15 protein-coding genes are annotated in these 13858 nt (G+C 71.8%); 9 read left to right on the forward strand and 6 right to left on the reverse strand.

Annotated elements, in window-relative coordinates:
- The first annotated feature begins 11 nt into the window (after positions 1-11).
- The 3 genes from tpg (at position 12) to PYS65_RS33845 (ending at position 3278) form a co-directional block, all read left to right on the forward strand.
- Positions 12-569, forward strand: coding sequence for a telomere-protecting terminal protein Tpg (gene tpg / locus PYS65_RS33835; RefSeq protein ID WP_279331633.1), 558 nt, complete (start codon positions 12-14; stop codon positions 567-569).
- 1340 nt (positions 570-1909) lie between these two features.
- On the forward strand, positions 1910-2515 hold the full coding sequence (locus PYS65_RS33840; protein ID WP_279337777.1) for an RNA polymerase sigma factor: 606 nt from the start codon (positions 1910-1912) through the stop codon (positions 2513-2515).
- Positions 2505-3278: a hypothetical protein gene (locus tag PYS65_RS33845; protein WP_279331632.1), complete on the forward strand. Its 774-nt coding sequence runs from the start codon at positions 2505-2507 to the stop codon at positions 3276-3278. Before PYS65_RS33840 ends, PYS65_RS33845 begins: the two co-directional genes overlap by 11 nt.
- Before the next feature lie 21 nt (positions 3279-3299).
- On the opposite strand, the gene PYS65_RS33850 is transcribed toward PYS65_RS33845, so the two are convergent.
- The 3 genes from PYS65_RS33850 to PYS65_RS33860 all read right to left on the reverse strand — a co-directional run bounded on the left by PYS65_RS33850 (position 3300) and on the right by PYS65_RS33860 (position 6318).
- The gene (locus tag PYS65_RS33850) at positions 3300-4217 is read right to left on the reverse strand and encodes a serine/threonine-protein kinase (protein ID WP_279331631.1); all 918 of its coding nucleotides are present in this window, start codon (positions 4215-4217) and stop codon (positions 3300-3302) included.
- On the reverse strand, positions 4214-6058 hold the full coding sequence (locus PYS65_RS33855) for an ABC transporter ATP-binding protein (protein ID WP_279337778.1): 1845 nt from the start codon (positions 6056-6058) through the stop codon (positions 4214-4216). The genes PYS65_RS33850 and PYS65_RS33855 overlap by 4 nt, the downstream gene beginning before the upstream one ends.
- Positions 6059-6141: 83 nt before the next feature.
- Positions 6142-6318, reverse strand: a complete 177-nt coding sequence (locus PYS65_RS33860; RefSeq protein ID WP_279331629.1) for a hypothetical protein — start codon at positions 6316-6318, stop codon at positions 6142-6144.
- 487 nt (positions 6319-6805) lie between these two features.
- Here PYS65_RS33860 and PYS65_RS33865 point away from each other — a divergent pair, with 487 nt between their 5' ends.
- The 3 genes from PYS65_RS33865 to PYS65_RS33875 all read left to right on the forward strand — a co-directional run bounded on the left by PYS65_RS33865 (position 6806) and on the right by PYS65_RS33875 (position 9087).
- Positions 6806-7033 carry a hypothetical protein gene (locus PYS65_RS33865; protein ID WP_279331628.1) on the forward strand — a complete coding sequence of 76 codons (228 nt, stop codon included), beginning with the start codon at positions 6806-6808 and terminating at the stop codon, positions 7031-7033.
- A 234-nt stretch (positions 7034-7267) separates the two neighbouring features.
- Positions 7268-8056, forward strand: a complete 789-nt coding sequence (locus PYS65_RS33870; protein WP_279331627.1) for an IS3 family transposase — start codon at positions 7268-7270, stop codon at positions 8054-8056.
- Positions 8057-8553: 497 nt separating this feature from the next.
- Positions 8554-9087, forward strand: a complete 534-nt coding sequence (locus PYS65_RS33875; RefSeq protein ID WP_279331626.1) for a 2'-5' RNA ligase family protein — start codon at positions 8554-8556, stop codon at positions 9085-9087.
- A gap of 288 nt (positions 9088-9375) precedes the next feature.
- On the opposite strand, the gene PYS65_RS33880 is transcribed toward PYS65_RS33875, so the two are convergent.
- Together PYS65_RS33880 and PYS65_RS35320 are read right to left on the reverse strand one after the other, a co-directional pair.
- A complete protein-coding gene (locus tag PYS65_RS33880; protein ID WP_279337779.1) occupies positions 9376-9681 on the reverse strand; it encodes a hypothetical protein in 306 nt (101 codons plus the stop codon).
- A 283-nt stretch (positions 9682-9964) separates the two neighbouring features.
- Complete coding sequence (locus tag PYS65_RS35320; RefSeq protein WP_423836143.1) at positions 9965-10264, reverse strand: helix-turn-helix domain-containing protein; 300 nt, start codon at positions 10262-10264, stop codon at positions 9965-9967.
- Between the two features lie 596 nt (positions 10265-10860).
- On the opposite strand from PYS65_RS35320, the gene PYS65_RS33885 reads away from it, so the two are divergent.
- The gene (locus PYS65_RS33885) at positions 10861-11115 is read left to right on the forward strand and encodes an Lrp/AsnC ligand binding domain-containing protein (protein WP_341483644.1); all 255 of its coding nucleotides are present in this window, start codon (positions 10861-10863) and stop codon (positions 11113-11115) included.
- A 79-nt stretch (positions 11116-11194) separates the two neighbouring features.
- Here PYS65_RS33885 and PYS65_RS33890 read toward each other — a convergent pair whose 3' ends face one another.
- Entirely contained in the window at positions 11195-12541 is a 1347-nt protein-coding gene (locus PYS65_RS33890; protein WP_279331623.1) for an aspartate aminotransferase family protein, read from the reverse strand.
- Between the two features lie 108 nt (positions 12542-12649).
- Here PYS65_RS33890 and PYS65_RS33895 point away from each other — a divergent pair, with 108 nt between their 5' ends.
- Positions 12650-13105 carry an Lrp/AsnC family transcriptional regulator gene (locus PYS65_RS33895; protein WP_279331622.1) on the forward strand — a complete coding sequence of 152 codons (456 nt, stop codon included), beginning with the start codon at positions 12650-12652 and terminating at the stop codon, positions 13103-13105.
- A 186-nt stretch (positions 13106-13291) separates the two neighbouring features.
- The gene (locus PYS65_RS34965; protein WP_341483720.1) at positions 13292-13489 is read left to right on the forward strand and encodes a TerD family protein; all 198 of its coding nucleotides are present in this window, start codon (positions 13292-13294) and stop codon (positions 13487-13489) included.
- The last annotated feature ends 369 nt before the right edge of the window (positions 13490-13858 follow it).

Here is a 13858-nt window from a genome sequence, read left to right on the forward strand (position 1 = left end):
AGAGAGCGACGATGAGCCTGTTCGGGGACGGCCTGGACGCCGCGGTGCACAAGGCGTTCACCCGCCCGGCTCCCAAGAGCGCGCCCGCGCAGATGCGCTACCTGGTCAAGCAGATGGGAGGCACCAAGCCGGTCGCCCAGATGCTGCGCATCTCCCAGCGCACCGTCGAGCGGTACGTGAAGGACCAGATCAAAAAGCCCCGTCCGGAGCTCGCCGCGCGCCTGGAGCGCGAGGTGAAGAAGCGGTGGCAGCCGCAGATCCGGGCGAAGGCCCGGCAGAAGGCGGCGACCACCGGCGGCATCGTCATCGACACCCGCGCCCGCCTCGGCTACACCGCGCCGATCGGGTCGACGGACCAGGACCGCATCCGGCACCTGACCATCGCCCTGCCCCCGCGCTACGCCGCCCGCCTCTTCGAGGCCCAGGAGGCCGGGGCCGGCGACGCCCGACTCCAGGAGATCGCCGCCGAAGCCCTCAAGGAGGTGTACTTCCAGGACGGCGGACGCCGCGCCGGAAGCCTGGAGGAGGTCCGCTTCACGGACATCGAGCACCTGGAGTTCGACCTGTAGCAACCGCGCCCCGAACCGTGCGTGAGCCCCGGGGCGACCGAGCACCCGGACGGATCCGAAGACGACGCAGACGACATGGTGTCGCGGCCCGAAAAACGGGTGACCGTGCCGGACGGCCGGCCGCGCGGCTGGGACCGCGCCCTGCCGGCCCGGTCCACCCTCGCCACCATCGACCAGGCCCTCACGGCCGCCCTCCCGGCCCGCTTCAGCATGCCGCGCCCTGCCGCCCGGTCCGGGCGGACCGTCATCGTGGACGAAATCCACGCCCTGACCCCCTGCACGCAGCAACCGCCGGGCCGCCCGCTGAACCGGCTGAGGGCTTTGGGCCGCCCCGTCGCCCTGCTGCCCCGTCGCCCTGCCCGCCCGTACCGGCAGCCAGACGGTGCGCCACCACCTCACCGGAGCCGGCCCCGCCCCCGGACCGTGCTCGCCGACCGCGCCCGGGCGCCCACCGACCCGGGCCGGCCGTTCGCCGCGGCCGCCGACGCCCCTCCTCACCCGGATCGATCCCCGGGCGGCCGGCGAGCACGCCCGGCGTTTTCGCCGCACCGCCGAGATCCCCCTGCACCCGGTGCGCCACGGGCGCGCACACCGGCCCCGACGGCGCGCCCGCCCGCGAGAGCCGGCTCGTACGCATCACCACCGAGATCGCGCCCGCCGTCGAGGGCGGCGGCTGTGCGCTGGTGGTGCGCGCGACCGCGCCCGGGCGCCCACCGACCCGGGCCGGCCGTTCGCCGCGGCCGCCGACGCCCCTCCTCACCCGGATCGATCCCCGGGCGGCCGGCGAGCACGCCCGGCGTTTTCGCCGCACCGCCGAGATCCCCCTGCACCCGGTGCGCCACGGGCGCGCACACCGGCCCCGACGGCGCGCCCGCCCGCGAGAGCCGGCTCGTACGCATCACCACCGAGAGCGCGCCCGCCGTCGAGGGCGGCGGCTGTGCGCTGGTGGTGCGCGCGACCGTGGCCGACGACCGGCGCACCCGCCAGCACCTGAGGAAGGTGCCGGACCGGCCGGGCGGAGCGGACGGCCGGCCGGTGCTGCACGCCCGCCCGGTCCCTGGCGTGCGGCCCTCACCCCTCAGAGCCGCGGTTGCCTCAAGCGCACCGGCGAACGTCCCGACCGGCGCTGTCACGTAATGGGGTGCGGGGGTCTTTGCCGGCGTGCCGGGGTGTGGCGGGGGCCGGTTTCCGGGCCGGTTCCCAGACCTTGGCGGATCACGTGCCGCGGCCGGCGCGGAACGGCCACTGACCGCGCTGCGCGCAGTGCGTGCAACCGGCAGAAACCGGCGCAGAATGGGAATGTGGTCTTCCGTGGCGGCCGGGCAATCCCTCGGCGGGGGGTGGACCGTACATATGAGTGTGCCGAGTTTCCGGTTCCCGTCGGCCGTCTTTCGGACGAGGCTCTGCTGTCCGGGCTGGCCACCGGTGATCCGGAACTCGCGGTCACCTTCGTACGGAGGTTTCAGCGCGCGGTCTTCGGTGTCGCCGTCGCCGTCACCAAAGATCGGCAGCTTGCCGAGGACATCGCCCAGCAGACGTTCGAGCGGGCGTGGCGTCATGCGCAGATCTACGACTCGCGCCGCGGGTCGGTGACGACCTGGCTGACGACCATCGCGCACAATCTCGCCGTCGACGCCGTGCGTGCGCGGCGGACGGAGCCGGTGGCACCCGAGGACCTCGACACGCTCCTCGACGCCGTGACCGAGACTCCCGAGCAGTGGGCCCTGGCCGACGAGGCCTCGTCCCAGCTGCGGGCCGCCGTGGCGCGGCTGCCCCGGGAACAGGGTCGTGCCCTGGTGATGGCGGGCATCTACGGAATGACGGCCCAGCAGATCGCCGACTGGGAGAAGATCCCGCTGGGCACCGCCAAGACGCGGATCAGGACGGCGATGGGAAAGCTGCGGACCACACTCGCCTCTCCGGATCGAGGGGACCATGGCCAGTGACGTGACCTGCGAGAAGCTGCGGGAGGTCGGCGCCGAGCTGGCACTGGGCGTGCTGCCCGGCCGTGAGCGGGCGGTGGCGGTCGCACATCTGGACCGGTGCGCGGCGTGTCGGGAGTGCATCGAGCACATGACCCTGGTGGGCGACGGACTGATCGGGCTGGTGCCGGGCAGCGAGCCGCCGCTCGGGTTCGAGACCCGGGTGGTGCGCAGACTGCCCCAGGACGCGACGGCGCACGAGGGGGGACCCCGCCCGCGGGCGCCCGGCCTCACGCACGGGACGGTCCGCAGCCGCGCACGCCGCATCCGGCTGCGGGCCGCCTCCGCCGTGGCCGCGTTCGCCTTCGCGTTCGGGTTCACCGGCTGGGCGGCCGGCACCGCCATCGAGAGTCTCACGGCCCCGAGCCCCCCTGCCGTAAAGGTCCAGACGCCTTTGAGGGAGGGAGAGCTGACCTCGGCCTCGGGCCCCGGGCCGTCGGCCGGAGACGTCTACGCTCACCCCGCAGACCCGGGGAAACCCGGTTGGATCTACATGAGCGTCGACCTCGCCGCCGCCGGCACTCCGTACAGCGGCAAGGTCGTCTGCCTCCTGGAGCGCACGGACGGCACCACGATCCGCGTGGGCACCTTCACCCTGAGCAACGGACGGGGTGACTGGGGCGCGGCGGCCCCGGTCGACCCCGCGGCACTCGCCGGCGCCCGCCTGACCGCCTTTGACGGCACCGTCCTGGCCACCGGCCGCTTCGAGACCGGCCAAAGCGCGTGAGACCGGCGCCCCGCCCCGTCCTCAGGGGCGGGCGGCGCGGCGCCCCGGGCCGGGCAGCGTCGCGTCGAGTGCGGCGGCCAGTTCGGCGACCGAGGGCCGGGACGACGGATCGGTCCGAAGGCAGCCGTCGATGGCCGCCGCGAGCCCCCCGGGCAGCCGCCGCCGCGAGCCGACCGGCGGGGCGGCCTCCTCCAGCTGCGGATACCAGCGGTCCTGGCCGCCCGTGACGCTGCCGTCGCAGGGCTCGTCCCCTTCCTCCCCACGGGGAGAAACCCCGCGGCGATCCCCGCGGCCGAACGGCACGTCGCCGGCGGCGACCTCGTACAACGTGATGCCGACGCCCCACACGTCCGCGGCTGCCGACAGCGGCCCGCCGCGGGCCTGCTCGGGAGCGAGGTAGCAGAACGTGCCCGCCCCCGCGGGCGCGGGCCCGGGCGGCCGCGCGGTACTCAGGTCCAGCACCTTGGCGTGACCGCGGTCCACCACCACGTTCGACGGCTTGAGGTCCAGGTGCAGCAGACCCTGACCGTGGAGGTAGTGGATCGCGGAACACAGCTGCACCCCGAGCAGCGCCACGTCGGCGGCGGACGGCCGGCGCCGCAACCGGTGGATGAGGTGGGACAGCGTCTCGCCGGTCAGCGTCTCCAGCACGACGAGCGGCACCGGCGACTCGAACGTCTCGTACGCGCGGACCAGGTGCGGGTGGGTGAAGGCCCCCAGCCACCGCCCCTCACGCAGCAGCCGCTCGCCCAGCTGCTCCTGCTCCCGGCGGTCGGGGCGCACGGCCTTGACCACACAGCGGCAGTCCCGCTCCTGGCTCCAGACGTCGTAGACGTCGAGCCAGCCGGTGCGCGCCAGATGCGCCAGCACCTCGTAGCCCGGGACCGGTCTCGTGCCGGGCGCCAGAACCGGGGCGGCCCGCACCGCCGGGACACTCACGGCAGCACCGTCCCCAGGGCCGGGGACCCGGCCGGGGACCCGGCCGGGGCGTTCAGCCAGTGCAGCCGGGCGTACGTCCCGCCGCGCTCGAGCAGGTCGTCGTGGGCGCCGCACTCGACGATCCTGCCCCGGTCGAGAACCACGATGCGCGTGGCGTCCTGGACGGTCAGCAGGTTGTGGGAGATGACGACGGTCGTCCGCCCGGCCATGAGCCGGCGCAGCGGGTCCATGATCCGCCGGCCGGACCGCACATCGAGGCCGGTGGTCGGTTCGTCCAGGAGGAGCACGGGCGCGTCCCTGATCATCGCGCGGGCGATCGCCAGGCGCTGGCGCTGCCCGCCGGAGAGCGTCCGGCCGCGCTGGCCGACCATCGTGTCGTAGCCCATGGGCAGCAGCTCGATGAACTCGTGCGCGTCCGCGGCGCGCGCCGCCGCGACGATGTCCGCCTCCGTCGCCTCCGGCCGGCCGTAGGCGATGTTGTCCCGCACGGTGCCGTGGAAGACGAGCGTCTCCTGCAGGACCACCGCGACGCTCTCCCGCAGGTCGGACAGGCGCAGGTCCCGCAGGTTTGTCCCGTCCAGGCGGACCGCGCCCCGGTCGGGATCGTAGAAGCGCAGCTGCAGCTTCGCGACCGTCGACTTGCCGGCCCCGCTGGCCCCGACCAGCGCCAGCGTCTCCCCGGCCGCCACGTGGAACGACACGTCCGACAGCGCCCAGGACGGCGTGCCGGGATAGCGGAAGAAGACGCCGTCGAACTCCACCTCCCCTCGCGCACGGCCGGTCCGGCGGGCACCGGCGGCCTCGGCGACCTGCGGCCGCTGGTCCAGCAGCTCGATGATCCGTTCGGCCGAGGCGGACGCCGCGTAGAAGGTGGTGCCCAGGTGGGACAGACCGCGGACCGGACTGTAGAGGTTGCCGATCAGCGCCAGGAAGACCAGCAGTCCGCCCAGCGTGAGCTGCCCCTGGGCCAGCTTCCAGGTGCCCAGGCTCATGACCGCCAGGACGCCGGACACCTCGATGACCTCGACGACGGATCCGTAGACGGCGCGGATCCGCGTCGAGGCCATCGTGGCCCGGAACCTGCCGACGTTCTCACGCTCGAACCGGCGCTCCTCCCACCTCTGCCGGTTGTACGCCTGCACCAGGGCGACGTTGCCCAGCGACTCCTCGGCGATCGCGCTGATCGAACCGCTGCGGCGCCTGCGCTCCCGGGACGCCTCCTTGATCAGCCGCGCGAAGTGCCGGGCGGCGCGCCAGAACAGCGGCACGATGACGAGGGCGAGGAGGGTCAGATCCCACTGCAGATAGAACAGCAGACCGAGGAAGACACCCAGGCGGATCACGTAGTAGAGGGCGTCCGCCACTCCCGAGAGCAGGAACGTCTCGACCGTGTCGACATCGCCCGTCACCCGCGACAGCACGTCCCCGAGCCGCCGGCGTTCGAAGAACCCGAGCGACAGGCCCTGGACGTGCCGGAACACATCGGAGCGCAGCGTCAGCAGGAAGCGTTCGCTGACCCACGTGGACGTCACGTCGTCGGCGAACCCCAGAATGCCGGAGCCGATGACGAGCCCCAGATAGGTCGGTGCGATCCACAGGAGCGGTCCGATGTCGCGGGGAACGAGCACACCGTCCACCACGGTCTTGAAGAGCCAGATCTCCGTGGCGTCGAGGGCGGGGCCGATCAGGCTGAACAGGACGACGGGAACGAACCAGCGCCGGCCGCCGCGGGTATAGGGCCAGAACCGCCGGAACACCTCGCGCAAAGACACCGGGGGCGCGGCCGCCACCACATCGGAAGCCTCACCCACCGACAGCAGACGCCGCAGGACATGCACCATGGCATGCGTTCCTCGTGGAGGGACGGACGGAGCGGACCAGGGCCTTTCAATCTACGGTCCGCTCAGCCTCCGTAGCGTGGTCACTAGTGGCCGTAGCCGTAGCCGTGCCCGCGACGGTCGCCGTGGTCGTGCCCGTGGCGGTCGCCGTGGTCGTGCCCGTGGTCGTGCCCGTGACCGTGCCCCGAGAAGTCGTCGCGGCGCGACGTGTCGTTGTTGCGGTCCCGGCGATGGGCAGGCATCAGACTGCTGAAGATAGCCATTGCGTTCCTCCTGAAAATTACTCCACACGGGATACGTCTCAGGACGGGACTTGGATGGCGTTCCGGGGCAATAAGTCGAAAATGCTGGAGGATCGGCCAAAGCCTCGGCACCGCTCGGCCCCGCCGCGCCGCGAGCCCCGCGGCGCACCGCACCCGGCGGACTTGGGACCCGCAAGGTGGGCAGAGCCCGATGACCGGGCGCACGCCCGAGGCGGTGCCGATCGGTGCCACGGCTCAGCATGGGTGCTGGTCAGCGGGCCGGGCGGCGACGAATGACTCCGGCGCAGGCGGCGAGTCCGGCGCTGTTCTGGGGCGTGAGAAGGGGAAAGAGGACGGCGGCGCTGCCCGGCCCCCCGCACGCCGATCAGCCTCCAGAGCCCTTTTGCCGATCGGCGGCGCCCGGAGCGCCCACCGAGGCGTCTGCGCCCCCTGGGGTGGGGTGGTGTCGTGCCGGTGAACCGCCCCGGCTCGCCATAAGGATCGAGTCATGGCACGACCTTCCCGTCACCCCCTTGAACTCCGCCGGCATGCGGTGCGCATGGTCGCCGAGGCGCGCGACGACCACGCGCACGAGACGGCCGCCTTGCAGGCGGTCACGGACAAGCTCGGCACCGGCTCCCGCGAGACGCTGCGGAACCGGGTGAAGCAGCACGAGATCGACGCAGGACCGCGTCCGGGGACGACGACGGAGGAGTCCGCCCGCTCAAGGCGTTGAAGAAGGAGAACGCCGAACTGAAGCGGGCCAACGAGATCCTCAAGGCCGCGGCGAGTTCCTTCGCGGCCGAGCCCGACCGGCCCCCACACGCCCGCAGCGTTCCTCGAGGAGCACCGGGACCGCTTCGGCGGCATCGAGCCGATCTGCAGGACACTCACCGAACACGACTGCACGATCGCCCCGTCCGCCTCCCGCGCCCACAAGAAACGCCCGGCCGCCCCGCCCGCCCGTTCTGTGCGGGACACGGAGCTCAAGAAGCTGATCCGCCAGGTCCACACCGACAACCACCGTGTCCACGGCGCCCGGAAGATCTGGCGGGAGCCGACCCGCCGGGGTCATCAGGCGGCCCGGCGCACCGCCGAGCGGCTGCTGCGCGAGCCGGGCAGCGCCGGCGCCGTCCGCGGCAAGAGGGTGCTCACCACGATGCCGGACCAGCAGGCCGAGCGGGCACCGGGCCGGGTGGACCGCGACTTCGCCGCCGGCGCTCCGAATCGCTGCCGGGCCGGGGATCTCACGCACGCGGCCACCTGGCCCGCAGTGGTCCACCTCGCCTTTGCCCTCGACACCTTCTCCCGCCGGATCGCCGGCCGGCTCGCCGCGACGCCGAAGGAGCCCCGGCTCGTCCTGGACACTCTGAAGACCGCGCTGTGGCAGCGCGACCGCGATGAATATCCATATGTGCGCGGCGAGTTGACACACCACAGCGATGCGGACAGCCAATACACCGGTGTCCGGCCGGCCGGACACCCGGATGCGGCCGGCATCGCGGCCCCGACCGGATCTGCCGGCGACGCGTACGACAACGCCCCGAGGAAGAGCACGATCGGCCCGTGCAAAACCGAACGGCTCAAGCCGCAGCGGCCCTGGAAGACCCTCTCCCCATCGAGCCGGCCACCGCCGGTGTGGACCGACTGGCACAACCACCGCGGGCTCCACGGGGAGACAGCCCCCGTCCCACCCGTCGAGGACGAGGCCGATCACTCCAGGGAATCCAAGAAACCCCAGGTCACAACCACAATGTGAGATCTCTGCCGAACCCGGGGCGGTTCAGTGTGCTACGAGAACCTCACCGACCTGATGCAGACCACGGATCCCGACGAGCCGAGCCGCCGTATCGAGCAGATCCGTGACCACCAACGGCAGCGGACCGCCCACCACCCCGCCCTCGACCCCGGCCGCACGGCCCCTCCCACAACCACAGCCAGGAGCAGGCCACCGCACACCAGCAGCACCGCCCCCAGAACCCCGGCCCCACACAGAAACCCCACAAGCCTCCCACCGCGGCACCCGGCCCGCGGAACGGGCGCCCGCCACCCGCACGGCACAAGGTGCAGCCCAGACACGGCGCACGGCGAACAGAGGAACCGGAAGGATGCGGCCCGGTGGATGTCCCGGCGCCACCGGCGGCGGCCCCTCCCCGGGCGTCATCGGCCCTGCCACTGCCTTCCGCCCCACTTCCTGAACAGTGCTGCCTGCCCGCGAGGACCTGCTCACTCACAGACCACCGGTAGGCTGCAGCGGTGCGCACGGTCGAGCTTCTGCTGGACGAGGCGGCAGAACTAGCGGTTCGAAAGGCCTGGCGGCGGCTCGCGGACGCGGGGCTGCCCAGTCAGGCGCGCCACCGCTCACCGACCAACAGCCCGCACCTCACCCTGGCCGCCTGCCCGGAGCTGACCGCCCCGATCCGCTGGGAGCTCGCCGAGGTGGCCGCCGCCCTGCCGCTGCCGGTGCGGTTCACCGGCGTGGTCCGCTTCGAGAGGCCCACCTCGGTGCTGGCCTGGTCGCTGGATCCCGACTCCGCGCTGGCCGGCGTGCACCGCCGGGTATGGGAGGCGGTGGCCTCGGACAGCCCGCCCGAGACCCTCAGCCCATTCCACGAACCCGGGCGCTGGAGCCCGCACATCACCCTCGGCCGTACCCGGCGGGCAGGTGCCTTCGCCGGCCGGCGCATCCCCGAACTGCTGCCGGCGCCGCCGCTGTCGGCCCGGCTCATCACCCTGCGCAGCTATGACACCCACACCGGCGCCCTGGAGGTGATCGAGCCCCGCCCCTGAGACGCCCCGACACCAACCGGCCAGCGCCCCCGCCGAAGGGGCAGCCCAGCGGCCGGCGGCACCGTCCGCAACGCCCCTGCAGCCACAGCGCTCCCTGATCCGGTCGTCCTGCCTCCGCCCCCTGGAGGGCGCGTCCGCCCAGCCGCTGACCCAGCGCAGCCCACCACCGGAGGCAAGAAAGATGCACCCGCCTCCCGCAAGCACGGCGTTGATGCTCCTGTTGATCGTCGAGCTTGCCGACGAGATGAGCACCCTATGGTGACCGGGTGCGGTACTTGACGGAGTCGTTCATCCTCGGGGCCCTGCGGCGGGAGCGTTCGGTCGAGCAGTTCCTTGGGCCGTGCGGCCCGACGGAACGCCCGGTGTCGGCGAAGCAGACGTCCAGGCCGGTAGCCAGGGCCAGCGCGGCATGCCGTCCCATCCCGGTTCCCTGGTCAGCGACTTGCGCACCAACTCCGGCATACCGTCGATCTGGTGGGTGAGCACGGTCGACAGGCCGTCGGCGTTCTCGCCCTTCGGCAGGGCGAGGATCATCAGGAAGCGGGTGGCGCGGCCGGCCGGGGTCGCGGCCGCGGTAGCGCCGTTCCTGCCCACGACGAGGTCGCCTTCCCAGCGGCCGGGGACCCGGCGGACGAGAGCTTCGGCGGGACGGTCGTGGATCGAGCGCAGGCCGGCGATCCGGCTCCTTGGGACGCATCGGGCCTGCGGCGGGGGCCGCGGGCAGTGCGGCGGCTGGGCAGCATCACGCCCAGCCGGGCGAGCTCGCCCTTGGGCGGTGCGTAGATCCACGTGCAGACGGCCTCGTGGGAGATCGTTTCCCCGCCGGCCGGGAGCGAGCCTTCCATGACTGCCACACTCGTGTCCTGGGCCTCGAGTTTCAAACGGCCCGCGATCTGGTTCGGCGTGCGCCCGTACCGCAGGTCGGCCAGGACCCGCTGCCGCAGCAGCACGTTGTCGTCCAGCAGGCGTTGCTGAGGCCGCCGACGCCGCGTCGCCGCCCGCTTGTCGGCCGTCGATGCCCGGTAGCCGCGCGTCGAGGAGTTGCGTGCGGCTCCCGGCTGACCACCGACGAGCATCGGCCGACCCGCCGGGCGATCTCCCGCACCCCCTCACCTTGGGCGCGTCCGACCGCGATCTCCTCACGCTCCTCACGCGTCAACGGTCTCCGCACGGCCACGGGCAACCCTTCTCACCCGCACTGTCGCTTCGAGGCGATGACACCGCCCGCCCTTGACCGGCCAGCACGGCCCGCACACTCCACGAGCGGGCGGCCCCGGTCGGCAACGCTCTCTGAAACTCCCCACTCCGTTGGACTCCGGACCGAGTGGGGCGACGAGTATCCCTGGCCGTTTTCAAAGATCCTCATCAACCCGCCCTCACCCCCGCGGCGAATCGCGCAGCAGAGTCCGGTCGGACCTCAAAGCGCCGAAGTCGGTAAACGCCAAGCTAAATACAGGTAGCTTTTACGCCCGCCTTTGCCGTAAGTATGCCAATGTCGCGATTGGTGCCGCATGCGAGGATCCCGGCGGGCGTTATGGCCAGAGCGCCCGCCATTGCGGGCAGGAGCAAGCGCGAGGAGACCCGCTTGTTGAGGTCCCGGATGCGGACCGTGCCGTCTAGTCCGCCAGTGACGGCGGCAGGCCGGCCGTCCAGCTCGCGAAGCGGGTCGGCCTGACGCCGCCGTCGTGCCTGCGGCGGGTCAAGCGGCTGGAGGAGGCCGGCGTCATCGCCGGCTACCGGGCCGTCATCGACCCCGAGGCCATGGGCCGCGGCATGGAAGTCCTCGTCGACGTCGAGATCCATGCCCAGGACCGCACGACGATCGAGGAGTTCGAGGCCGCCGTCGCCGCGTACGACGAAGTCGTCGAGTTGCGCCGTATGTACGGCAGCCCGCATCACTTCGTCCGCGTCGCCGTCGCCGACGACGCCGCCTACGAGGCCTTCGTCATGGACAAGCTCACCGGCCACCCCGCCGTCCTCCGCCTCGAGTCCCACCTCACCATGAAAACGATCAAGGCCGAGGGCTGACTCTCAGACCCCGGCCGCTCGGTGCAGTTCGGTGCGGGACCGGCCCGGCAGCCGGACGGCTGCCGGGATGCGAATGTGGTCAGCGGCGTTGTGCGGCGGCGGTCAGAGCCTGGTCGAGGATGTCCAGGCCGCGGTCGAGTTCGGTGTCGGTGATGGTGAGCGGGGGCGCCAGCCGCAGGATGCTGCTGCTGCCGGGGAACTGCACGATGTTCAGGTGCAGGCCCAGACGGAAACAGGCGTCGGTGACGGCGCTGCCGAAGTCGCCGGCCGGCTCCTTGGTGTCGCGGTCGGTGACGAGTTCGACGCCCTGGAGCAGCCCGCGTCCGCGGACGTCACCGATGTGCTCGTGACGGTCCTTGAGTTCACTCAGGCCGCGCTGGAGCCGGTCGCCGAGCCGCCGCGCGGTCTGGTCGTAGGCGCCCTGGGTGAGGACGTCGATGACCGCCAGGCCCACGGCCGCCGGCAGCGGGTCGGAGACGTGGGTGGTGGCGAAGTAGTAGCCGCGCTCGTGGCAGCGCGCCTCGATCTCCTCGCTGGTGATCACGGCGGACAGCGGCAGCCCCGCCCCGAGGGTCTTGGACAGGGTGAGGATGTCCGGCGTGACGCCGTCGCGCTGGAAGGCGTACCAGTCGCCCGTGCGGCACAGCCCGGTCTGGGCCTCGTCGAGGATGAGGAGCATGCCGCGCTCGGCACACTTCTGCTTGAGCGCGGCAAGATAACCCGGCGGCAGGTCGATGACGCCGCCGGTGCTCAGGACGGGTTCGGCGATGAAGGCCGCCAGGCTGCCGGTGGACTGCCGATCGACCATCGCAAACGCGTGATCCAGTTCGGCCTGCCAGTCGTGGCGCCCGTCGCGGGTGAACAACGGCCGATAGGCGTTCGGCGTGGGAACGACGATGTTGCCCGGCGCCACCGGCCCGTACCCGGCCCGGGACACCCCGTAGGTCGCCGCCGACGAGGCATGGGTGACGCCGTGGTACGACTGGTCGAAGGCGACGACCTCGTACCCGCCGGTGGAGAGCTTGGCCATCTTGATGGCCGCCTCGTTCGACTCGCCGCCGGTGCTCAGCAGCAACACCTTGCTCAGGGAGGGCGGCAGCGTCCGGGCCAGGGCGGCGGCCAGATCGACCACGGGCCGGCTCAGCATCCAGCTGAACAAGTGGTCCAGGGTGGCGATGGACTGGCTGACGGACTCCACGATGGCAGGGTGGGAGTGCCCCAGCAGCCCGCTCATCTGTCCCGACGTGAAGTCGAGGATGGCCCGTCCGTCGCTGTCGAACACATACGATCCGGCGGCCCGTTCGATGAGAGCCGGTGAGAAGTCGCTGCGGGCGTAGCGGACCAGATGACGACGGGCCGTCGCCCAGAACTCATCGGCGGAGCCGACACGACGGACGGCCGCGGACTGGTCGGTGGGTGCGCTCATGTCCTGCCTTCGCCTCGGAAACAGGGAGTGCAGCGAGGCTAGGAGAAACAGCCGAGCACCCGATTGCAAACATTGCCCACCGGACAGCTTCCTCGGCATACTTCACGCGTGGACCGCACCGACCGCGCAATAATCGAGCAACTGCGCCGCGACTGCCGCCTGACCAACACCGAACTCGCCGACCGGATCGGCCTGACGCCCTCACCCTGCCTGCGCCGCGTCAGACGCCTGGAAGAGCAGGGAGTGATCCTCGGCTACCACGCCCGCATCGCCCCCAAGGCCCTCAACCGCGGCTTCGAGGTCCAGGTCGACCTCGAACTCACCGACCAGGCCCGCACCACGGTCGAGCGCTTCGAAGCCGAACTGGTGGCCCTCCCCGAAATCGTCGAGGCACGCCGCATGTTCGGCGCTTCCGACTACCACGCGCTGATCTCGGTCGCCGACCTGGAAACCTACGAGCAGTTCATGACCCAACGGCTGCTCGCCCTGCCGGGCCTGGCCAAGCTCCAGTCCCGCTTTGCGATGAAAACCCTCAAAGCCGACGTGCCCCCGCCCGGAAGGTGACGACAGCACCGCACCCCCGTCACTTCGCCTATCTCGTCCCCGAGCCAGGCGACACTCTCGCCCGAAGCTTCTCGCATCAGACGCAGGTCTCAGTGTCCGATCCGGGCCTCTCGTTTGACAGACCCGGCGACGTCGCTGCGTAAGGGTGAGAACACGGCGCTGCTGACAGCGCGGACGGTGCTGTCGGTGTCCGTACAGGGACTCTCGGCGGATGCGTCCGCGCTGCTGCTCGGCCCCGACGGCAAGGTCCGTGGCGATCACGACCTGGTCTTCTACAACCATCCAGCCCAGGACGGTGTATCCGTCGAGGGCGCGGCGGTTCACTGCGGAGCTTTCTCGCCTGCCGGCCGACGTGCACCGTGTAGGGGTGGACGTGAGCGTTGATCCGCCGCAACCAGGTGCTGTCTTTACCCGAGCCCCTCAGCTGACGTTCACCCAGAACGGTGCCCCGTCGGCGTCGTTCACCGCGCCGGACTTCACCTCGGGGGAGACCGCCGTGCTCCTGGCGGAGTTGTACCGCCGCGGTACGGCTGGAAGGTCCGGGCCGTGGGACAGGGCTATGCCTCTGGCCTTGCGGGACTGGCAACCGACTACGGCGTCGAGGCCGACCCCGAGCCCTCTGCCGTGCCGCTCCCTGCGCAGACATGCACGACAACGGGACAGGCCGCCGCGGTCGACCTGACGAAGCTGGAGCGGCAGGCCCCGGGCCCGCTAGTGCTCTGACCGCATAGGTTCGCCGGGTCGGTGGTCCGG

The sequence above is a fragment of the Streptomyces cathayae genome (genome assembly GCF_029760955.1).
GTDB lineage: Bacteria > Actinomycetota > Actinomycetes > Streptomycetales > Streptomycetaceae > Streptomyces > Streptomyces cathayae.